Consider the following 19,721-nt stretch of genomic DNA (forward strand, 5'->3'; position numbering starts at 1 on the left):
TTCCCTGCGGTGAACGGCACGGTCCGCGTGCGACAAACCGATACAATTCGACCCCGATCCGGCATAATCCTGCGACATTGCAGGCCTAGACAGGGCACACGAGCTGCGGCGGGCTTCAGACATTCCCCCTCCCCTCCGGTCCCAGGTCCGCCGCAGCTCTCCAGAGTTTTGGAGATATGAAATGAACAGCAAGACCTTTCTCGCCTTTTCGGCCGCCACGCTGGCGCTGACCGGCACCGCCGCCATCGCCCAGCAGCAGGATCGCGGCGGCGATCTCACCCTTGCCGACATGAAGGCCCGCGGCGACAAGATGTTCGCCCGGATGGATGCCAATAGCGATGGCGTCATCAACGCCGAAGACCGCGAAGTGCGCCGTCAGCAGATGTTCGCCAAGATGGACACCAATGGCGACGGCGAAATCTCGCAGGCCGAAATGCAGGCCGCACAGGAAGCCCGCCAGCAGCGCCGCGAACAGCGACGTGAAGCCCGCAGCGAACGCCGCGGCGACCGCATGGCGGAACGCTTCGCCAAGCTCGATATCGATGGTTCGGGCGGCGTCTCCGCCGAGGAAATGGCCGCAAAGCGCGAAGCGCGCGGCGACCGTGCAGGCAAGGGCAAGCGCGGAATGCGCGGTGGTCACGGCATGCGCGGCGGCGGCATGATGATGCGTATGGCCGACACCAATGGCGACGGTTCGATTACGCGCGCCGAATTCGATGCAGCGATCGAAGCACGCTTTGCCAAGATGGACGCCAATGGCGACGGTGTGGTCACGCAGGACGAACGCAAGGCCGCCCGGGATGCCATGCGCGCCGAATGGAAAGCCAAGCGCGAAGCACGGCAGAACCAGTAAGCCGCTTGCTAGCAGACCCAAACCACAGGTAATCGCGGGCCAGGACCGATCATGACCGAACCCGCGCCTACCACCCTTCTCTTGGTCGACGACGAGCCGACCCTGCGCGAGCCCCTGGCCGAGTATCTCACTCGCCAGGGGTTCGTGGTGCAGGAGGCAGAAAGCGCCGCCGCGGCCCGCACGAAGCTGGCGCAAGCGACGCCCGATCTGGTCCTGCTCGATATCATGATGCCGGGCGAAGACGGGCTCTCGCTGTGCCGCCATCTGGTAGAAAGCCGGCGCCTGCCGACCATTCTGCTTACCGCGAAAGGCGAAGCGATGGACCGGATCATCGGCCTGGAAATCGGCGCCGACGATTATGTGACCAAGCCGTTCGAGCCGCGCGAACTTGTCGCCCGGATCCGTTCCGTACTGCGCCGTGCCGAGCGCCCCGCAGTGCCCGCGACCGATGACGAACTCCTGTATGAATTCGAAGGCTGGCAGCTCGATCCGCTGAAGCATCGGCTGACCGATCCGGACGGCGCGCTGGTGCCGCTCTCCACGGCCGAATTCCGCATGCTGCGCGCCTTTTGCGACCACCCGCGGCAGGTACTCGACCGCGACCGGCTGCTCGACATGGTGCAGGGCCGCGAGGCGCATCTGTTCGACCGCGCGGTCGACAATCAGATCAGCCGCCTCAGGCGAAAGATCGAAGCCGACAGCCGCGACCCGCGCTTTATCCAGACCGTCAGGGGCGGCGGATACCGGTTCGCCACCGATGTCGCGCGCCTGCGCCGCGCGGACGAGGGCTGATGCGCCTGTTTACGCAGAGCCTGCTCGGCCAGGTGATGCTGTCGATGGCGGCCGCGCTGCTGATCGCGCAGGGCATTTCGGCGGTCATGCTCTATCGCGCCGCGTCGGAACGGCGCGAACTCGCCATCATGAATGCAGCGGCTTTCCAGTTGCTCGCCGGCGCCCGCCGGGCCGAGCGCGCGCCGTCTGAACGCGGCGAGAGGCGGGGACCGCGGCGCCTGGCTCGCCCGCTTTCACCGGCCGGCGAAGGAGAGCGCCGCATCCGGCTTCCGCGCAATATCCGGTACCGCGAGGCCGGCCAATCGCCGCTGGTCCCCGGTCAGGCGCGCCAAGCCGAGCGCGAAACCGAACTGGCCGATATTCTGGCCGCGCAAGGGGTCGATGTCGAAGAACTCGTCGTCTTCGAGCGCCCTTTGCTGGATGACGAACTGGTCCGCGCTGCCGCAGAACGCCGCCCACGGCTCAAGGCCAGGGCCGATGCGACACCGCACGATCTTCTCGTCGTGGGGCTGAGGCAGGCAGGGAGCGACACATGGCAGGTGGCCCGCCTGCCGCTGCCCCAGCGCGACCGCGCCATCGTCCGCACGCTCGCCATGCAGACGGTGATACTGTTTCTGGTACTTGTGGGGCTGCTCTATTTCGTCCTGCGGCGGATCACCCGCCCGCTCGACACGCTGGCCGAGCGCACGCGCAGGTTCGGCGGCGCGGGGATGGCGGAGGAACCGCTGGCCGTATCGGGCCCGCAGGATATCCGCCGCCTGATCGAAGCGCATAATGCGATGCAGGCGCGGATCGGCTCGATGCTCGACGAAAAGGACGTCATGCTCGGCGCCATCGGCCACGATCTCAAGACTCCGCTGGCGGCACTGCGCGTGCGCATCGAAAGCGTCGATGACGAAGCCGCTCGCGCAAAGATGGCGGACAGCATCGAGGATATCACCAACACGCTCGACGAGATCCTTTCGCTCGCCCGGATCGGACGCACCAGCGCGGCGCCGGAAAGAACCGAACTGGGCGCGCTGGCCGAATCGGTGGTGGAGGAATTCGAAGACATGGGGCGTCCGGTAACGCTGGATACGGAAGGCCGCGTGGTCGCCCCGGTGCACCTGACGTGGCTGAAGCGCGGGCTGCGCAATCTCATCACCAATGCGCTGCGCTATGCGGGAACGGCGCGCGTCACCATTCTGCGCGAAGACGGCCACGCCGTCCTGCGCGTCGACGACGACGGGCCGGGTATTCCGGCCGACCGCATTCAGGACATGCTCGAACCGTTCACCCGCGGCGAAGCCAGCCGCAATCGCGAAACCGGTGGGGCGGGGCTAGGTCTTACGCTGGCGCGGGCCGTGGCCGAACAGCACGGCGGCGCGCTGGTGCTGGCAAACCGGCCGGAAGGCGGCCTTCGCGCAGAGTTTCGAATCCCTGTCTAGCGCATCAATCCGCCGATGATGTTGCGCACGAAGGCGGTTGCCCCGGTGCGCAACGGGTCGGCACTGGATTTCTTGCCAAGGACCGTCGCCACCGCAATCGAGCTGAGAGAACCGGCGGCTGCGGTTGCAGCGGCCTTGCCCGCACGGCCCCAGAGCGAGGTCGATTTGCGGCTTCGCTTGCCCACCTCCTTGCGGCCGGCCTCTTCCACCTCCGCAGCCGTGGAAGCCGCATCCGCAGCTTTCGCAGCGAGCACTTCCTCCGCGCTTTCGCGATCGACGGCGTCGTCATATTTGCCATCGAGATCGCTGATCGAATTGACGATCTTGCGTTCTTTTTCCGTCACGGGACCGAGCCGCGAATAGGGCGGCTTGACCAGGGTCCGCTGCACCACGCCGGGCGCACCGTCTTCATCCAGCGTGGACACCAGCGCCTCGCCCACTTTCAATTCCGTTATCGCCTGTTCCACATCGAGGTCGGGATTGATGCGGAAGGTTTCTGCCGCCGCCCTGATCGCGCGTTTGTCGCGCGGAGTGAAAGCGCGCAGGGCATGCTGGACCCGGTTGCCCAACTGCCCGGCGATCTTTTCGGGGATGTCGATCGGGTTCTGGGTGACGAAATAGACTCCCACGCCTTTCGACCGGATAAGGCGCACGACCTGTTCGACCTTGTCTTCCAGCGCTTCGGGCGCCTCGTCGAACAGCAGATGGGCCTCGTCGAAGAAGAAGACCAGCCTGGGCTTATCCGGATCGCCCACTTCGGGCAGGCTTTCGAACAGTTCGGCCAGCAGCCAGAGCAAGAAGGTCGCATACAGCTTTGGCCCGCGCATCAGCTTGTCCGCGGCCAGCACGTTGATCATGCCGCGGCCCCGATCGTCGACCTTAAGAAAATCGTCGATCTCGAGCGCCGGCTCGCCGAAGAACAGATCGGCGCCCTGGCTTTCGAAGCTCAGCAACTGGCGCTGGATGGCGCCCACGCTCGGCCGGGTGACATTGCCATAGCTGCCCGAAAGCTCGCTCGCGTTCTCGTAAGCATAGGCCAGCATCGCCTGGAGATCGCCCAGGTCGAGCAGCAGCAGCCCGTTGTCGTCCGCATAGCGGAAGATGATGTTGAGAACGCCTTCCTGCGTATCGTTCAGATCGAGCAGGCGGGACAATAGCAACGGCCCCATTTCCGAAATCGTCGTGCGGATGGGGAACCCCTGTTCGCCGTACAGATCCCAGAACACCGCGGCATTGTCGGCATAGGCATAGTCGTCCATGCCCAGTTCCCTGGCCCGGCTTTCCAGCTTGTCCGCGTTCTTGAACTGGGGCGATCCGGCCATCGATATGCCTGCAAGATCGCCCTTCACATCGGCGACGAATACCGGAACGCCCGCGGCGGAGAAGCTTTCGGCGAGCCCCTGCAGGGTTACCGTCTTGCCGGTACCGGTGGCGCCCGCGATCAGGCCATGGCGATTGGCCTGGTCCAGCCGCAGGACCTGCTGTTCCCCATTCGCCCCCAGACCTATGAAAATCTCGCTCACCCGCCCGTACTCCCGACACTGTTTCGTCCCCGGTGATGTGGCAAAGGCTTGTGGGCGCGGTCAAGCAATCCCTCGACAGGCGCAGCGCATAGGGTAAAGGCTGGCACCGATGGCGGAGAGGCATCCCTTTGTCCTGCTCGACGATGCGCGCGAACACGGTGCGGCAGATGCCTTGCTGTTCGAAAACCCGCGCCAGGTCTTTGTTGCCCATCGGCCGGACCAGGTTGCCGACGTCCTTTCCGCAGCGGAACAAACCCGCAAGTCCGGCGGCGAACTGGCCGGTTTCATCGCTTACGAGGCCGGGCTGGCGCTGGAAGACAGGCTGCGTCCGCTCGCCCATGCGCGCAGCGGGGCGGCCGGCCCGCTTGTCTGGCTTGGCCTGTTCGACGCGCCCACCCGCATTGCCGCCGCCGATATGCCCGATTGGCTGGCCACCCATGCGCAGGGTGCCGGCAGCGTGGGACCGCTCGATCCGCAGCTTTCACCGGGCGGCTACGAGAAGGCGTTCGCCACGCTGCAGGAAGCGATCCGGGCGGGCGATATCTACCAGGCGAACCTCACCTTTCCGCTCGCCGGCAATTTCACGGGCGATCCCGTCGGCCTTTACGCCGCGCTGCGCCCGGCAGCGCAGGCCGGCTACGGCGGCGTGATCTTCGACGGATCGCACTGGCTGCTGAGCCTGAGCCCCGAACTTTTCATTTCGCTCAAGGGACGCGAAGCGAAGGCCAAGCCGATGAAGGGCACGCGCCCGCGCGGCGGCGATACGGCATCGGACGCGGCGATGGCGGCCGAGCTGGCCGGGTCGGTCAAGGACCGGGCCGAGAACCTAATGATCGTGGACCTCATGCGCAACGATCTGTCCCGCGTTGCCCAAGCGGGCAGCGTGCATGTGGACGAACCCTTCGCAATCGAAACCTACCCCACCGTCCACCAGATGGTCAGCGTCATTCGGGCACGCCTGGATGAGGGCCAGAGCGCCGTCGATCTGGTCCGTGCCCTGTTCCCCTGTGGTTCGATCACCGGGACGCCCAAGATCCGCGCCATGGAATTGATCGACGCGGTCGAACGCGATGCGCGCGGGCCCTATTGCGGCGCGATCGGTCGTATTGGCGCAGATGGCGATGCGGCGTTCAACGTGGCCATCCGCACTCTGCGCCTGACCGAGATCGAAAACGGCCGGGGCAAGGCCGTGCTGGGCGTGGGCGGTGCGATCGTTGCCGACAGCGAACCGCGCACCGAATGGCGCGAGGCCTTGCTCAAGGGTGCCTTCGCGCGCACGTCCTCGCCCGAACACCGCGCCGCACAGTTCGATCTGGTCGAAACCATGCGTTTCACCCCGGACAAGGGCATCCCCCTGCTCGAGGCGCACCTCATGCGGATGAAGGCCAGCGCGGCGGAGCTGGGATTTTCCTTCGACCGCCACGAGGCGCGCAACCAGATGCACGCGCTCTGCTTCGTGCTCGATAAACCCAGCAGGGTCCGCCTGCTGGCGGCGCGATCGGGTGCGATTTCGCTGGAAGCGCACGACGTTCCCGAAGCTTGGCCGGAACCGGCACAGGCGATCGTCCTTCCCCTCCCGGTCGATCCCGGCGACTGGCGCCTTCGACACAAGACCACGGACCGCGGTTTTTACGAGGAAGGGCAGCGCGTAGCCCGCGCCCACGGCGTGCAGGAAGCCTTGTTCGTGCGCGAGGACGGGCTGCTTACCGAAGGCTGCGTCACCAGCATTTTCGTTCGCGGCGAAGACGGGGTCTTGCTGACACCGCCCGCCCATCTCGGCCTGTTACCCGGCGTTTTCCGGCAGACCCTGCTGGACGAAGGCAAGGCGCGCGAAGCCGAATTACATATAGAAGACTTGGAAAACGGCTTCTTCCTAGGCAATGCGCTGCGCCTGATGATGGACGCGAAACTCAAGACATGACCAATATTCCGATCCTGTTCGAAGACGGCGAAGCGCTGGTAATCGACAAGCCCGCCGGCCTCCCCATCGAACGTCCGCGTCGTGGCGGGGCAAGTCTCGAAGACCATTTCGAACAGCTCAAACTCGGCTTCCAGCGCCCGCCCATGCCGGTTCACCGGATCGATACGGACACCAGCGGCTGCCTGCTGCTGGCCCGCAATCCCAAGGCGCTGAAACGATTCGCCAAGGCTTTCGAGGATCGGCTCGTCGAAAAGCGTTACCTCGGCGTACTGGCAGGTGTCCCATCGACCAGCGAAGGCACGATCGAACTGTCCCTGTCCAAGATCAGCAGTGCCGAAAAAGGCTGGCGCATGATCGCGGCGAAGAAGGGCAAACCCTCGATTACCCACTGGCGCGTTCTCGCCGAAATCGATGGCCACGCGCTGCTCGAATTCCGGCCCGAAACGGGGCGCACGCACCAGATTCGCGTACATTGCCAGGCTGGCCTCGGCATGTCGCTGCTCGGCGATCCGGTATACGGTAATGGCAAGGGCGCACCGCGCACCATGCTTCACGCCGCAGCGATCGGCGTGCCCCGCGATGGCAAGCCGCCGATCGCTGCAACGGCTCCGTTGCCGCGCGACTTTACCGCGCTCGGCTTCGTCGATGGCCAGGACTGAATGGGACGCATAGCGGACAAGGCTATCGAAATCGCGGAGGAGAAGTTCATCGCCTCCTCCGGTCCGGGCGGACAGAACGTCAACAAGGTTGCGACCGCGGTCCAGCTGCGTGTCGACGTTTTCCAGCTGGGCATGCCGCCCGAAGCGTTCGAACGGCTCAAGGACATTGCGGGCAGTAAAATGACCAAGGGCGGCGAAATCGTCCTTACCGCCAATGAATACCGCACGCAGGACCAAAATCGCGAAGCGGCACGCGAACGGCTTCTCGGTTTGCTGTCAGAAGCGCTTACCCCGCCGCGCAAACGCGCCAAGAGCCGCGTCAACCGGGTCGGCAAGGTCAAGCGCCTGAAGGCGAAGAAGGTTCGCGGGACGGTGAAGGCGAACAGGGGCAAGGTAGACTGGTAGCCGACAAGCCACGACGCTTGACTTTTACCCGTGAATCACCCAATGGGCGCGCCGGACGGCGGTGCTGCACGCGCCGCCATAATTATTTCGGCCTTTCGCCCGCTTTGGGCAGGCTCATCAGAAAGATCTTTAGGAACACGCCATGGCGAAGCCCGCAACCGTCAAGATCAAGCTCGTCTCGACCGAGGGCACGGGCTTCTATTACGTGACCAAGAAGAACCCGCGTAACCACACGGAAAAGTTCACCTTCCGCAAGTACGATCCCGTCGCGCGCAAGCACGTCGAGTTCAAGGAAGCCAAGATCAAGTAATGCGCGCCAAGCTGAACCGCGGGAACGAGCCGGGTTCAGTGATGGTTCAATGCTCCAAATCTAAACGCAGGAGCATGAGCACCTTGTCTTCTAAAAAGAACAAATCGATCGGCGCCGCGCTGGCTTTATCGCTGGCTGCGGCGCTTCCCGCGTCCGCCATCCTGGCCCCTGCCCCGGCACAAGCCGCGGCAGGGGACCTCGACAAAGCGGTCGCTGCCCTGCGCGGCATATCCACCATGAAGGCCGATTTCGTCCAGACCGACCGTGCGGGTCAATCCGTGCGCGGCGTCATGACGTTGAAGCGCCCCGGCAAGATCCGGTTCGAATACGAAAAGGGCGTGCCCATGCTCGTCGTATCGAACGGCAAGTCGATGTACATGGTCGATTACGAGGTCAATCAGGTCCAGCGCTGGCCGGTCAGCAATTCACCCCTGGGTGCGCTGCTCGACCCGAGTCGCGACGTGAAGAAATACGGCAAGCTGGTTCCTACTAGCCATCCCGACGTCGTCAGTGTCGAGGTGCGCGATACCAATCGCCCCGAATACGGTGTGATCACCCTGATCTTTTCCCGCGATGCGTCTGCGCCCGGCGGGCTGAAACTGACCCACTGGGTCGCGCTCGATTCGCAGAATCACCGTACGACCGTCAGGCTGTCGAACCAGCGTTACGGGGTGTCAGTAGCCGACAGCGCGTTCACCTTCCGTGACCCGCGCCAATCATCCCGTCGCCCGGGTTAAACGGATCAGCGGCGAAAGGTGTCATCTATGCGACATCCCGCCCCTATGCGTTCATTGAACAGCAAGCGGGGCGCGCCTAGATTTCAAATCACGAGATGACGCGAAGCGGGTTTCCCCCCTGTTGACCCCTTCCATCTAGTTCATCTTGTTCCAAGCGTGACGAACGCTCACAGGAAACCCCCGTGCCAATGCCCCCGGCGCGGGGGTTTTTTGCGTCCCCCGTAGATGATCCGTCGATCAGTCGGCCCAGCCGAAGGCCTTGCGAATCACATCGTAGATCACGTTCTGCTCCATCACTCCGCGCACGTTCTGCGCTCCCGGGCCATTGGCATAGAGCGCCACATCCTCGCCGCCATGGGTTTCCGAACCGGTGGGAATGGCTGCCTGCTGGTGCGCGGCCACGCCGGTTTCCGGCATTTCGCGACCGCCGGGCTTTATCGCCCCGGGGCCGTTGCCATAGCCCAGCGTCGTATAGGGCTTGCCATCGGCCGCGAGCGAGGGGCCTTCGCCCGTATCGCCATCCTCCCCGCCACCGGCGGGCGGCACGACCAGGCCGAGGATGTCGTTCCCCCGGCGGGGGTATCCCGCCATGGTGAACACGTGGCTGTGATCCGCCGTCACCAGGATCAGCGTTTCTTCGGGATCGGTGTTGTCTATCGCCCACTGGATGGCGCGAGCGAATTCCACGGCCTCTTCCAGCGCGTAACCGGCCTGGCCCGCATGGTGACCGTGATCGATCCGCCCGCTTTCGACCATCAGGTAATATCCTTGCGGATCGCCGCGCAGCCGACCCACGGCCGCGGCCGTCATGTCGGTCAACGTGGGCTCTGTGCTTTCGGGCGTGCGGTCCGCCGTGAACGTCATGTGGCTGGGTGAGAAAAGACCCAGCAGCGGCTTTCCTGCAGGTGCGGCGGTCATTTCGTCCATGCTCGTTACGAAGGCTCCGCCGGTCTTCGCCGTCCACTCTCCGGGAAGATCTGCGCTTGCCTCGAGCCTGCGGCCCCCCTTGCCTTCACCGAAGAAGGCCGCGCTCCCGCCTCCGAGCGCGACGTCGAATGGCGTCTCGACGAGTTGGCGGGCGATATCCATGCAGCCGAGGCCGCGCTGGTCTTCGGGAATTTCCGAATCGCCTTCCCAGTTCCGGCTGACACTGCGTGCATAGACCGCTGCGGGGGTGGCGTGGGTGATGCGGGCCGTGCTGACGATGCCGAGCGCCTTGCCCTTGTCGTGTGCCTCTTCGCTTACCAGGGGCACTTCATTCCCCTTGCCGGATGCGCAGTCGCCAAGGGTTGCCCCGGGGCCATAGCCGAGCATGCCGATATTCGTTTTCACGCCCGTGTTCATGGCGCTGGCCGTCCCGGCGCTGTCGGGGACCTGCGCATTGCTGTTGTAGGTTTTTACGAGCGCGACATGATCGAAATTCTCGAACGGCAGGACATATTCCTCGCCCGTTTGCCCCTGCTTCTGCCCGGCGTAGATTCGCGCGGCAGTAACCGTGGAAATCCCCATGCCGTCGCCGATGAACAGGATGACGTTCCTGGCCCGCTGCTCGCTCGACGCCACTGGGGCCGCGGCGGCCTGCGGCGCATCCCGTGCGACTGTCGCGGTGCAGCCACCCAGGGCCAGCGTGGCGGCGCAGGTCGCGAGACAGAACGAACGGAACATCATGCAGTATCTCCGGAATGAAACTCGTGAGGTCGTATATCAGTGACCCACAAGACAAAAGTGTGACGCTTGCGGGAAAAGGGGCGCTCGCCTACCTCGCTGCGCATGGTCACTGTTGCTACTTGGAACATCAATTCGGTTCGTCTGCGGATGCCGATCGTCGCCCGCTTCATCGAGGAGCAGGCGCCCGACGTCCTGTGCCTGCAGGAGATCAAGTGTCAGGAACACCAGTTCCCCTACGAAGCCTTTCGCGCCTTGGGGTACGAACATTTCGCGGTGCACGGCCAGAAAGGCTATCACGGCGTGGCGACCGTATCGAAGACGCCGCTCAGGGAATTTTCCCGTTACGACTGGCAGGACAATGGCGAAGCCCGTCATGTCGGGGTGGAGTTGCCCGAACATCAGGGCATGATCGTGGAAAACGTCTACGTTCCTGCCGGCGGCGACGAGCCCGACCGGGAGGTAAACCACAAGTTCGGCCAGAAGCTCGACTTTCTCGAACGCATGACCCGCTGGGCCGACGCGATCGACCGGCCCACGCTGATCGTCGGCGATTTCAACATCGCCCCGCTCGAAAGCGATGTGTGGAACCACAAGCAATTGCTCAAGGTGGTCAGTCACACGCCGATCGAGGTCGAAAGCCTGCAGCGCTTCATGGACGCGCACGGCTGGTCCGATATCGGCCGTGAACACATCAAGGCGCCCGATCGCTATTACAGCTGGTGGAGTTATCGCTCGAAAGACTGGAAGACGAACGATCGCGGGCGCCGGCTCGACCATATGTGGGCAAGCCCCGAACTGGCGAAACAGGCTGTCGGCCACTCGGTCCACGAATATGCCCGCGACTGGGAAAAACCGTCCGACCACGTTCCGCTGGTGACGGAGTTCGCGCTCTGAGCGCAGGCTCGCCTTCGCGCCGCGCTGCGCAGGCCGTCGATGCGCTGCGCCATGGCTGGCCGCTGGCGATCAAGGGCGCGCCGCTGTTGCAGCCCGTCGAAACGGCCTTTGGCGAAATGACGGGCGAGGCGATGCTGATCTCCGCCACCCGTGCGACCACGCTGAAGCTGGCCAACCAGCGCGAAGCGTCGGCGCCGCGCCAGCCGGTGCTGATGCGCGGGGCACAGGCCTTCGATCTGCCGGCGGCCCTTGCCGTCGCCGATCCCGCGCTCGACATGCAGAACCCCCTCAAGGGTCCGTTCAAAGCCCTCCCGCTCGGCTGGGAAACGCAGGCCAGGGCGGCGCTGGAACTGGCCCGCATGGCCGGCGTGCTTCCCGCCTTCCTGGTCGATCCGCAGGGCGCGGGTGAAGCCGTATCGCTTTCGGCAGGGGATGTGGCGGCATTCGCCGACGCATCGCGCCTGCAGATCGCAACGCGGGCCCGCCTGCCGGTGGCGGCGGCGGAAGATGCGCGCATCGTCGCGTTTCGCAGTCTTGACGACACGCGCGAGCATGTCGCACTCGTCATCGGCGAACAATCGGCGGACCGCACGCCGCTGGTGCGCCTGCATTCCGAATGCCTGACCGGCGACATTCTCGGCAGCCTCAAATGCGATTGCGGTCCGCAGCTCGATGCGGCCCTGCAGGCCATGGCCGCAGAAGCGGGCAGGGGCGGCTGGGGCGTGCTGCTGTACATGCGTCAGGAAGGGCGCGGCATCGGCATCATCAACAAGCTGCGTGCCTATCGGCTCCAGGACCAGGGCTTCGATACGGTCGATGCCAATACGCGGCTGGGCCTGCCGGACGAAGCGCGCGATTTTCCCACTGCGGCCCGCATGCTCGATCTGCTGGGGATCGACACGATCCGCCTGATGACGAACAATCCGGCCAAGGTCCGCGCGCTCGAGGCAGAGGGCGTTCGTGTCGCAGAACGCGTGCCGCATGCCCTGCCCGACAATCCGCACAACACCGATTACCTCGCCACCAAGCGCGACCGGTCGGGACATCTCCTCTGACCAGCGGCGCGAGCGCGCAGTATCAGCGTTTCTCGAACGCCCTGATGCCGCTGCCGAGCTGGTTGTCCCTCATGACGATATCGTCGCCCGTCCAGTCCGCCACGAAGGCCGGGTTGCGCGACAGGCCCGGCACCAGCCGCGCTTCGTTGCCCGCAATGACGAGACCGTTCGAACTGTAATTCGCGCCTTCCGCGCCCACGGCGATCATGGTCGACCAGTTTTCCTTGTCGCGCCCCTGCACGAACCAGTTGCCGCGGATCGAACCGGTGCCGCCATTGGGCAGGTCGATGAGATAGTTGGTCGCGCGGCCCTGAGAATCGTCGAAGCTGGAATCTTCCACCACGGTGCGCGATGCGCGCGATTTGAGATAGTGGCCGCCCGTGCCCTGTTCGAACCGGCTACGGGTCACCGTGACCGTGCCGTAATCGCCGGCATAGATCGAATGCGCGCATCCGGCCGAATTCTCGCATGTGCCGAGGCGGGTGAAGGTCGATTTGTCGACCACCAGTTCGCTGTCGACGCCGTTCGCGGTGAGGATGCCCTGCTGGCTGTCGCGGAACCAGCTTTGCGATACGCGCAGCGGGCCTTGCTCCAGCCGGATACCGGCACCATTGCCGTCGTCCACCGCCAGATCGGCGAAGACCAGGCCGTCGACGGTCGCCCCGCGCCCGCGCAGGACCAGCGCCGCCTTGCCTTCGCAGGCCTGCCCGCCCAGCAGGGCCTTGCCCGCTTCGGCGGCACGGAAATGGACCACGCCTTCGCTCTGTACCGCGCATTCGCTCCAGTTGCCGGGGGCGATGATCACGGTGCCTTCGCGGTCGCCGATCGCGTCGACCGCTTCCTGCAGCGATCCGTATCCGCGGCCCGTTTCGAGCACGGTAAAACTGCTCGCGCCGCCGCCCTGGGCAAGCAGCGCAGCAAGCGGAATGGCCCCCACCGCGGCAACGCCGACTGCGGCCAGGAGCCAGCGTGGCAGACGCGAAGCGGGCGAGACAAAGGGAGACATCATTGTCCCGACATAGGATTTGATGGTTAACATCGAGATAAGTTACCCCCCTTAGGTAACGGCGTCAGTCGTCGCCGCCCCACCGCCAGCGCCATCCGCCGCGGGTCTTGATCGCACTTGCATAGATCAGCGCGGCGGTTGCGGGAACTATCAATGCAAGGCCCGCGATCAGGCCCACGTCCTCGTCCCATGCGGCCAGCCCGATGCCGGTCAGCAGGGCCAGAAACCATGCTCCCAGCACGGCCCAGCCCTGCCAGGCGATGGGCAGGCCTGCGCCATACCCATACCGCTTCTGCGCGAACCAGGGTCTGCCGTCGTCCATGTCAGTCCTCCTTCGCCGGTCGTCCGCGCCTCGGCGCCTTGCTGACGCCGACATCGATGCCGCGCTTCTCCAGCGCTTCGCGCAGCAGCATCTCGATCTGGGCATTCGCGCTGCGCAGTTCGGCCGCGGCCAGGCGCTCGACCGCGGCATGGACTGCCGGGTCGAGACGCAGGGCAAAGGCCTTCTTCTTCATGACAGCGTTCCGCCCGGCCCGCCTACTGGTACAGCGTGCCCGCGTTCACCACGGGATGCGCTTCCTTTTCGCCGCACAGCACGACCATGAGGTTGCTGACCATGGCGGCGCGGCGTTCATCGTCCATCTCGACGATATTGTCCTGCGACAGTTTGATCAGGGCATCTTCCACCATGCCCACCGCGCCAAGCACGATCTTGGCCCGCGCGGCGATGATCGCATCGGCCTGCTGGCGTTTCAGCATGGCGCTGGCGATTTCGCTGGCATAGGCAAGATGCGTAAGCCCCGCCTCGTCCACCAGTATGCCGGCGACTTTCAGCCGGTCGTTCAGCTCCTCCAGCAGTTCGCGGTTGATGACATCGGCGCTGCCGCGCAGCGTGACTTCCTCGTTTTCGAAATCGTCATAGGGATGGCGCGAACCGACCGTGCGCAGGCCCGCCTCGATCTGGATGTTCACGAATTCCTTGTAATCGTCGACATCGAAACTCGCCTGCGCGGTATCGGCCACCCGCCACACCACGTTGCAGGCGATCTCGATGGGATTGCCGCGCAGATCGTTGATCTTCACCCGTTCGGAATGGATGTTGTGCGCGCGAACGGACATCTTGTTCTTCATCATCCAGGGCCACACCCAGCGCAGCCCTTCGCGCCGTTCGGTCCCGCGATATTCGCCGAACAGGGTAATCACGGTCGCCTGATTGGGCTGGATCATGAAGAACCCGGCTGCCAGAAATGCCAGCACCAGCAGCGGGAAGATGATCAGCCCGACAAAGGTCAGCTTCACGGCCTTGGCCGCACCGTCCGGCGGGATGTTCCCCGCCACGTTCCAGACAACCAGCACCAGCAGGGCCAGAATGAACAGCAGCATGGGATAGCCGCTGAAGCTCGACCCCGCTCGCTCGGTGCTCGTATTCATCCCCTTGAATTCCACCGACATGACGAATCACTCCTTCGATATAATTATGATATCATATTTATATCAGCCGATGAATTCCGTCAATCGGATCCCGTCAATGGCGCTCGATTGCGCGGAGAAAGCGGTCGCCATAGGCTTCCAGCTTCTTGGCCCCGATGCCCGGCAACCGGCCAAGCTGGTCGAGCGTGGCCGGTCGTGCCGCCGCCATCTCGCGCAGGGTTGAATCGTGGAAGATGACATAGGGCGGCACCTGAGCATCCTCGGCCAGTTCCTTGCGCAGGGCGCGCAGGGCCTCGAACAGGGGATCCCCGACCGGGTTGGGCGTCATGTCGCCGCGTCGCCCGCGCCTGCGCTTGGGCGGGACTACGATCTGTACCGCGCTTTCCCCCTTCAGGATGGCGCGGGCCGATCCGCCCAGCGCCAGTCCGCCATGCTCGTTGGCCACCAGGTCGCCGCGCGCCTGCAGGGCCCGGGACAGCGGCTGCAGCATGACGGCTTCTGCCGGTTCGACGATGCCGAACACGCTCAGCCGGTCATGGCCGCGCTGGCGCACCCGCTCGTCTTCGCTCCCGGTCAGTACCTTCTGCAGATCCCCATGCCGAAGCTCTGCCCGGTACGATAGACCGCCGACAGCAGCTTGCGCGCCAGTTCGGTCGCATCGGTTACATCGGGCTGCTCCAGGCAATTGTCGCAATTGCCGCAGCTTGCCGGCGGGTGTTCGCCGAAATGCCGCAGCAGCACGGCTCTGCGGCACTCGGCCGTCTCCACCAGTCCCGCCAGCGCGTCGAGCCGCGTCCGCTCTGCCGCCCGGCGCGTCTCGTCCACCTCGGCCAGCCGCTGGCGCGCGGTGGCGAAATCCCCCGCCCCCCAGAACATGACCGCCTGACTGGGATCGCCGTCGCGGCCGGCACGGCCCGTTTCCTGGTAATAGCCTTCGATGGACTTGGGCACGCCGACATGGGCGACAAAGCGCACGTCCGGTTTGTCGATCCCCATGCCGAAGGCGACCGTGGCCACGATCACCATGTCCTCGCTGGCAACGAAGGCGCTCTGGTTCGCCGCGCGCACCTGCGCATCCAGCCCTGCGTGATAAGGCCGCACGGCCCGCCCGGTCGCCGCTGCCAGCTTGTCCGCCAGATCCTCGACCTTGCGCCGGGTCTGGGCATAGACGATCCCCGGCCCCGGCTCGCTTTCCATCAGATTGGTCAGCTGCCGCACCGGATTGTCGCGATGGCGGATCGCATAACGGATATTGGGCCGGTCGAACCCCGCCAGCACCAGCCCGTCCTCCGCTATGCCGAGCTGCGCCATGACATCGGCGCGCGTCTGGCGATCCGCCGTCGCGGTCAGCGCCAGCCGCGGCACCTGCGGAAAAGCGTCCATCAGGCCGCGCAGCATCCGGTAATCGGGACGGAAATCGTGGCCCCATTCGGATACGCAGTGGGCCTCGTCGATCGCGAACAGGCACAGCGGCGCAGAACTCAGGAATTCGCGAAAGGCCGGCTGGCTCGCCCGTTCCGGCGCGACGTACAGAAGATCCAGCTCGCCGGCCCGGAAGGCATCCTGCGTTTCGCGCCAGTCGGCATCGGCGCTGGTCAGCGTGGCCGCGCGAATCCCGTTGGCGCGCGCGCTGCGAAGCTGGTCGTGCATCAGCGCGATCAGCGGGCTGATCACCACGCAGGTACCCGGCAGCATCACGGCGGGCAGCTGGTAGGTCAGCGATTTCCCCGCGCCGGTCGGCATCACCGCCAGCGTCGATGCGCCAGCCAGGATGCGCGTGACGACATCTTCCTGCCGACCGCGAAATTCGTCGAAGCCGAAGACATCTTTCAAGGATTGATATGCGCCTGCGATCCCGCTCATCGGGGCCTGATGGCAGACGCGGGGGCAAGCGCAACCGCTGGCGGGCAATTTTCCCCTTGCCCCGCATGCCGCGCTTGCGCTTTACCGCCAGCCAGATTCCACGAAGGAGACTTTATCATGAAATTCCGTATCGCCCTGACGGCCGCTGCAACCATCGCCCTTGCTGCCTGCGGCAGCACCGAAGATGCCTCGACCGAAGTCGAAGCCGACACCGTCGAAATGCCCGCCGACGAAGCTCTGACCGGGATCGAGGAAACGCCGGTTGCCGATCCGGCCGCCAATACCGAACCCGCGCCGCAGGTGACCTCGCCCAGCGAAGAGGTCCAGATCCAGGAAGCTGGTGACAGCGCAGCCGATACCGCTGCCGCAGCCATGGATGCCATGTCCGAAGACTCCAGCAACTGATCGGCATGCGGGCGGGCCAGCCGGCTCGCCCGCGTCCAGCCGCGCCGTAGCGTCCTTTGCGCGGCGTTCGATAGCGCCTAGCTTCCGCGCCAATGAAACGACTCGTCCCCCTTCTCGCCGCGCTGTCTGCGCTGTCCGCCTGTTCGGGCTACGATGATGATCAGCCGGTCGAAGCGGTCTCGCAAAGCGAAGCCGAAGCGCTCGACGACGCTGCCGAAATGATCGAACAGCGGCGCCTGCCGGACGATGCGGTTCCCGCTGCAGGCGACGGGACACTCGCTGCCGACGCAGAAGATGCCATGCCCGCTGGCGCGGATACGCGCGCAACCGGCGGTCCGGAAAATGGAGCTACCGAATGACCGACACCGTCAATCCCGGCATGGATGCCGACATCTTCGACCAGTTCCTCGAACAGCTCGAACGCTACGTTCGCGAACGGCTGCTCCCGGCAGAAAAGCAGGTCATCGCCGATGACCGCATTCCCGATGAAATCATCACCGAAATGAAGGATATGGGCCTGTTCGGCCTCACCGTGCCGGAAGAATATGGCGGCGCGGGCCTGAACTGCACCCAATATGCCAAGGTCGTGAAGACCATGGCCTATGCCGCGCCTGCCTACCGGTCGATCTTCTCGATCAATGTCGGCATGTTCAATTCGGCGATCAAGAACGGCGGGACCGATGCGCAGAAGGCCGAATGGTGGCCCCGGATCGCCAATGGCGCGATTGCCTGCTTCGGCCTGACCGAACCCGGTTCCGGCAGCGACAGCGCTGCCATGGCGACCATCGCCCGGCCCGATCCCGATGGCAATGGCTGGATCCTCAACGGCACCAAGCGGTACATCACCAATGCGCCGCATGCCGATGTCGGCCTGATCATGGCCCGCACGGAAAAGGACGCGCTGCCCAAGAACGCGCATGTCTCCGCCTTCATCGTGCCCATGGACACGCCCGGCGTGTCGACCGGCAGCCCGGATCACAAGATGGGTCAGGCCGGCAGCCATATCTCCGACGTCATGCTCGACGATGTGCATGTGCCGGGCGATGCGCTTCTGGGCGGCGAGACCGGGCAGGGCTTCCGCTTTGCCATGATGAGCCTCGACAATGGCCGCATCTCGGTCGGCGCGGCCAGCACGGGCTACGCCCGCCGCGCGCTCGACAGCGCGATCAAATATGCCAGCGAGCGTCAGGCCTTCGGCGAACCGATCGCCAATTTCCAGCTGATCCAGCAGATGCTCAGCGAAAGCTGGACCGAAATCTACGCTGCCGAAGCGATGATGGCCGATGTTACCGCGCGGGTCGACCGGGGCGAAAACACGGTCAAGCATGCCGCCGCCTTCAAGGTCTTCGCCTCCGAAATGTGCGGCCGCGTGGTCGACCGCGTGGTGCAGGTCTACGGCGGGGCCGGCTATCTTGCCGAATATGACGCGGAACGCTTCTTCCGCGATGCCCGCATCTACCGCATCTACGAAGGTACGACGCAGATCCTCCAGCTGCAGATCGCCAAGCACATGCTGCGCGATTACGCCGCTGGCCTTTAGGGAATGTACGACCTTCTATCGGGTCTGAGCATCATCGAGGCGTCGAGCTTCGTCGCCTCGCCGACGGCGGGTCTGTACTGCGCGCAGATGGGGGCGGAAGTCATCCGCGTCGATCACAAGGCGGGCGGGCTCGATTACGATCGCTACATGCTGACGGAGGAAGGCCGTTCGCTCAGCTGGGAAAATCTCAACCGGGCGAAGAAGTCCGTCGCGCTCGACCTGCGCAGCGGCGAAGGGCGGGAATTGCTGGTCGAACTGTCGGCGAAGACCGGCAATCTGATCACCAACCTGCCGGAAAAGAGCTTCCTTTCACATGGCGCCATCGCTGACAGGCGTCCGGATCTGGTCAGCGTGCGCATCATGGGCTGGCACGATGGCCGGCAGGCGATGGACTTCACCGTCAACGCCGCCAGCGGCTACCCGCTCATGTGCGGCCCGGAAGACTGGGACCCGGCCACCGCGCCGCCGGTCAACCAGGTGCTACCCGCCTGGGACTTCGTCACCGGCGCCTATTGCGCTTTCGCTCTGCTCGCGGGCCTGCGCCACCGCGACGCGAGCGGCGAGGGCAGCGAAATCCGCGTGCCGCTCGGCGATGTCGCCATCGGCACCATGGCCAATAGCGGCGCCATGGCCGAAATGCTCTATCGCGGCGCCGACCGCGAACGGCTTGGCAATGCCATCTGGGGCGCATTCGGGCGCGATTTCCGCAGCCGCGATGGCGTGCGCTTCATGGTCGCCGCGCTGACGGCCAAGCAATGGGACGGCCTCGTCGCGGCTTTCGATCTCGCCGATGAGATCGCCGAACTCGAAAACGAACTGAACGTGCGCTTCGCCGACGGTGATCGGCCGCGTTTCGAACACCGGCACCGACTGTTCGAGCTGTTCGGCACCCGCAGTCAAACGTATGATTGGCATGCGTTGTCGGACCGTCTGACGCAGCACGGCACCACGTTCGAGCGCTATCGTACCATGCACGAAGCCGCCAACGATGCGGAACTGGTGACGGAAAACCCTCTTTTCGGGCCCTCCCCGGCCAACCCCAGCGGCTTCGAATACCCTGCAACCCGCAGCTTCGCCAATATCCCCACCCTCGATGCAGGATTGCCCCGGGCCGCTCCCTACTTGGGCCAGCACACCGAGGAAGTCCTGGCCGACCGCCTCGGCCTCGCCTCCGGCGCCATCGGCGATCTCGTCGACCGGGGCATCGCCCGCCTTTCTGACAAGGACTGACC

The 19,721-nt window shown here is 64.8% G+C and carries 20 protein-coding genes and 1 pseudogene; 14 read left to right on the top strand and 7 right to left on the bottom strand.

Annotation, left to right across the window (positions count from 1 at the left end):
- Nucleotides 1-181 precede the first annotated feature (181 nt).
- Genes AC13F2_RS06795 through AC13F2_RS06805 form a run of 3 tightly spaced genes read left to right on the top strand, consistent with a single transcriptional unit; the run spans nt 182 to nt 3,072 of the window.
- Entirely contained in the window at nt 182-853 is a 672-nt protein-coding gene (locus AC13F2_RS06795; protein ID WP_482964718.1) for a hypothetical protein, read from the top strand.
- 51 nt (nt 854-904) lie between these two features.
- On the top strand, nt 905-1,645 hold the full coding sequence (locus AC13F2_RS06800; protein WP_482964719.1) for a response regulator: 741 nt from the start codon (nt 905-907) through the stop codon (nt 1,643-1,645).
- The gene (locus AC13F2_RS06805) at nt 1,645-3,072 is read left to right on the top strand and encodes a sensor histidine kinase (RefSeq protein ID WP_482964720.1); all 1,428 of its coding nucleotides are present in this window, start codon (nt 1,645-1,647) and stop codon (nt 3,070-3,072) included. The genes AC13F2_RS06800 and AC13F2_RS06805 overlap by 1 nt, the downstream gene beginning before the upstream one ends.
- On the opposite strand, the gene AC13F2_RS06810 is transcribed toward AC13F2_RS06805, so the two are convergent.
- Nucleotides 3,069-4,595: a helicase HerA-like domain-containing protein gene (locus AC13F2_RS06810; RefSeq protein ID WP_482964721.1), complete on the bottom strand. Its 1,527-nt coding sequence runs from the start codon at nt 4,593-4,595 to the stop codon at nt 3,069-3,071. The two genes, AC13F2_RS06805 and AC13F2_RS06810, sit on opposite strands and share 4 nt — an antisense overlap.
- 109 nt (nt 4,596-4,704) lie before the next feature.
- Between AC13F2_RS06810 and pabB the strand changes: the two genes are divergently transcribed.
- The 5 genes from pabB to AC13F2_RS06835 all read left to right on the top strand — a co-directional run bounded on the left by pabB (nt 4,705) and on the right by AC13F2_RS06835 (nt 8,627).
- Nucleotides 4,705-6,516 (top strand): aminodeoxychorismate synthase component I, encoded by a 1,812-nt coding sequence (gene pabB / locus AC13F2_RS06815; protein ID WP_482964722.1) that lies wholly within the window; start codon nt 4,705-4,707, stop codon nt 6,514-6,516.
- Nucleotides 6,513-7,175: an RluA family pseudouridine synthase gene (locus tag AC13F2_RS06820; RefSeq protein ID WP_103023994.1), complete on the top strand. Its 663-nt coding sequence runs from the start codon at nt 6,513-6,515 to the stop codon at nt 7,173-7,175. Before pabB ends, AC13F2_RS06820 begins: the two co-directional genes overlap by 4 nt.
- The gene (gene arfB / locus AC13F2_RS06825; RefSeq protein ID WP_103023993.1) at nt 7,176-7,580 is read left to right on the top strand and encodes an alternative ribosome rescue aminoacyl-tRNA hydrolase ArfB; all 405 of its coding nucleotides are present in this window, start codon (nt 7,176-7,178) and stop codon (nt 7,578-7,580) included. It abuts the gene before it with no gap.
- Nucleotides 7,581-7,722: 142 nt separating this feature from the next.
- The gene (gene rpmG / locus AC13F2_RS06830; RefSeq protein WP_103023992.1) at nt 7,723-7,890 is read left to right on the top strand and encodes a 50S ribosomal protein L33; all 168 of its coding nucleotides are present in this window, start codon (nt 7,723-7,725) and stop codon (nt 7,888-7,890) included.
- A 74-nt stretch (nt 7,891-7,964) separates the two neighbouring features.
- Nucleotides 7,965-8,627: a LolA family protein gene (locus AC13F2_RS06835; protein WP_103023991.1), complete on the top strand. Its 663-nt coding sequence runs from the start codon at nt 7,965-7,967 to the stop codon at nt 8,625-8,627.
- Nucleotides 8,628-8,864: 237 nt separating this feature from the next.
- Here AC13F2_RS06835 and AC13F2_RS06840 read toward each other — a convergent pair whose 3' ends face one another.
- Nucleotides 8,865-10,295, bottom strand: coding sequence for an alkaline phosphatase (locus AC13F2_RS06840; protein WP_482964723.1), 1,431 nt, complete (start codon nt 10,293-10,295; stop codon nt 8,865-8,867).
- Between the two features lie 102 nt (nt 10,296-10,397).
- Here AC13F2_RS06840 and xth point away from each other — a divergent pair, with 102 nt between their 5' ends.
- On the top strand, nt 10,398-11,189 hold the full coding sequence (xth, locus tag AC13F2_RS06845; RefSeq protein ID WP_482964724.1) for an exodeoxyribonuclease III: 792 nt from the start codon (nt 10,398-10,400) through the stop codon (nt 11,187-11,189).
- Nucleotides 11,138-12,244 (top strand): GTP cyclohydrolase II, encoded by a 1,107-nt coding sequence (gene ribA / locus AC13F2_RS06850; RefSeq protein ID WP_482964797.1) that lies wholly within the window; start codon nt 11,138-11,140, stop codon nt 12,242-12,244. Before xth ends, ribA begins: the two co-directional genes overlap by 52 nt.
- 22 nt (nt 12,245-12,266) lie before the next feature.
- On the opposite strand, the gene AC13F2_RS06855 is transcribed toward ribA, so the two are convergent.
- The 5 genes and pseudogenes from AC13F2_RS06855 to recQ all read right to left on the bottom strand — a co-directional run bounded on the left by AC13F2_RS06855 (nt 12,267) and on the right by recQ (nt 16,544).
- Nucleotides 12,267-13,283: a right-handed parallel beta-helix repeat-containing protein gene (locus AC13F2_RS06855; protein ID WP_234003178.1), complete on the bottom strand. Its 1,017-nt coding sequence runs from the start codon at nt 13,281-13,283 to the stop codon at nt 12,267-12,269.
- 31 nt (nt 13,284-13,314) lie between these two features.
- Nucleotides 13,315-13,572 carry a hypothetical protein gene (locus tag AC13F2_RS06860; RefSeq protein WP_482964725.1) on the bottom strand — a complete coding sequence of 86 codons (258 nt, stop codon included), beginning with the start codon at nt 13,570-13,572 and terminating at the stop codon, nt 13,315-13,317.
- A 1-nt stretch (nt 13,573) separates the two neighbouring features.
- A complete protein-coding gene (locus tag AC13F2_RS06865) occupies nt 13,574-13,765 on the bottom strand; it encodes a type II toxin-antitoxin system antitoxin (protein ID WP_196847124.1) in 192 nt (63 codons plus the stop codon).
- A gap of 22 nt (nt 13,766-13,787) precedes the next feature.
- Complete coding sequence (locus AC13F2_RS06870) at nt 13,788-14,702, bottom strand: SPFH domain-containing protein (protein WP_234003177.1); 915 nt, start codon at nt 14,700-14,702, stop codon at nt 13,788-13,790.
- 73 nt (nt 14,703-14,775) lie between these two features.
- Nucleotides 14,776-16,544: pseudogene (gene recQ, locus AC13F2_RS06875) on the bottom strand (DNA helicase RecQ).
- Nucleotides 16,545-16,661: 117 nt separating this feature from the next.
- On the opposite strand from recQ, the gene AC13F2_RS06880 reads away from it, so the two are divergent.
- The 4 genes from AC13F2_RS06880 to AC13F2_RS06895 all read left to right on the top strand — a co-directional run bounded on the left by AC13F2_RS06880 (nt 16,662) and on the right by AC13F2_RS06895 (nt 19,719).
- Nucleotides 16,662-16,949, top strand: coding sequence for a hypothetical protein (locus tag AC13F2_RS06880; protein ID WP_103023984.1), 288 nt, complete (start codon nt 16,662-16,664; stop codon nt 16,947-16,949).
- 92 nt (nt 16,950-17,041) lie between these two features.
- Nucleotides 17,042-17,308 (top strand): hypothetical protein, encoded by a 267-nt coding sequence (locus AC13F2_RS06885; RefSeq protein WP_196847126.1) that lies wholly within the window; start codon nt 17,042-17,044, stop codon nt 17,306-17,308.
- Nucleotides 17,305-18,489, top strand: a complete 1,185-nt coding sequence (locus tag AC13F2_RS06890; RefSeq protein WP_482964726.1) for an acyl-CoA dehydrogenase family protein — start codon at nt 17,305-17,307, stop codon at nt 18,487-18,489. The genes AC13F2_RS06885 and AC13F2_RS06890 overlap by 4 nt, the downstream gene beginning before the upstream one ends.
- 3 nt (nt 18,490-18,492) lie before the next feature.
- Nucleotides 18,493-19,719 (top strand): CoA transferase, encoded by a 1,227-nt coding sequence (locus AC13F2_RS06895; RefSeq protein ID WP_482964727.1) that lies wholly within the window; start codon nt 18,493-18,495, stop codon nt 19,717-19,719.
- Nucleotides 19,720-19,721 lie beyond the last annotated feature (2 nt).

The sequence above is a fragment of the Qipengyuania sp. L-5Y genome, assembly GCF_056859455.1.

What these genes read in the sequence shown, in the direction of transcription:
- AC13F2_RS06795 (WP_482964718.1), top strand. Translation starts at nt 182, where the DNA reads ATGAACAGCAAGACCTTTCTCGCCTTTTCGGCCGCCACGCTGGCGCTG.
- AC13F2_RS06865 (WP_196847124.1), bottom strand. Translation starts at nt 13,765, where the DNA reads ATGAAGAAGAAGGCCTTTGCCCTGCGTCTCGACCCGGCAGTCCATGCC.
- AC13F2_RS06840 (WP_482964723.1), bottom strand. Translation starts at nt 10,295, where the DNA reads ATGATGTTCCGTTCGTTCTGTCTCGCGACCTGCGCCGCCACGCTGGCC.
- AC13F2_RS06885 (WP_196847126.1), top strand. Translation starts at nt 17,042, where the DNA reads ATGAAACGACTCGTCCCCCTTCTCGCCGCGCTGTCTGCGCTGTCCGCC.
- AC13F2_RS06835 (WP_103023991.1), top strand. Translation starts at nt 7,965, where the DNA reads ATGAGCACCTTGTCTTCTAAAAAGAACAAATCGATCGGCGCCGCGCTG.
- pabB (WP_482964722.1), top strand. Translation starts at nt 4,705, where the DNA reads ATGGCGGAGAGGCATCCCTTTGTCCTGCTCGACGATGCGCGCGAACAC.
- AC13F2_RS06890 (WP_482964726.1), top strand. Translation starts at nt 17,305, where the DNA reads ATGACCGACACCGTCAATCCCGGCATGGATGCCGACATCTTCGACCAG.
- AC13F2_RS06805 (WP_482964720.1), top strand. Translation starts at nt 1,645, where the DNA reads ATGCGCCTGTTTACGCAGAGCCTGCTCGGCCAGGTGATGCTGTCGATG.
- xth (WP_482964724.1), top strand. Translation starts at nt 10,398, where the DNA reads ATGGTCACTGTTGCTACTTGGAACATCAATTCGGTTCGTCTGCGGATG.
- rpmG (WP_103023992.1), top strand. Translation starts at nt 7,723, where the DNA reads ATGGCGAAGCCCGCAACCGTCAAGATCAAGCTCGTCTCGACCGAGGGC.
- arfB (WP_103023993.1), top strand. Translation starts at nt 7,176, where the DNA reads ATGGGACGCATAGCGGACAAGGCTATCGAAATCGCGGAGGAGAAGTTC.
- AC13F2_RS06895 (WP_482964727.1), top strand. Translation starts at nt 18,493, where the DNA reads ATGTACGACCTTCTATCGGGTCTGAGCATCATCGAGGCGTCGAGCTTC.
- AC13F2_RS06870 (WP_234003177.1), bottom strand. Translation starts at nt 14,702, where the DNA reads ATGTCGGTGGAATTCAAGGGGATGAATACGAGCACCGAGCGAGCGGGG.
- AC13F2_RS06880 (WP_103023984.1), top strand. Translation starts at nt 16,662, where the DNA reads ATGAAATTCCGTATCGCCCTGACGGCCGCTGCAACCATCGCCCTTGCT.
- AC13F2_RS06855 (WP_234003178.1), bottom strand. Translation starts at nt 13,283, where the DNA reads ATGTTAACCATCAAATCCTATGTCGGGACAATGATGTCTCCCTTTGTC.
- AC13F2_RS06860 (WP_482964725.1), bottom strand. Translation starts at nt 13,572, where the DNA reads ATGGACGACGGCAGACCCTGGTTCGCGCAGAAGCGGTATGGGTATGGC.
- AC13F2_RS06800 (WP_482964719.1), top strand. Translation starts at nt 905, where the DNA reads ATGACCGAACCCGCGCCTACCACCCTTCTCTTGGTCGACGACGAGCCG.
- AC13F2_RS06820 (WP_103023994.1), top strand. Translation starts at nt 6,513, where the DNA reads ATGACCAATATTCCGATCCTGTTCGAAGACGGCGAAGCGCTGGTAATC.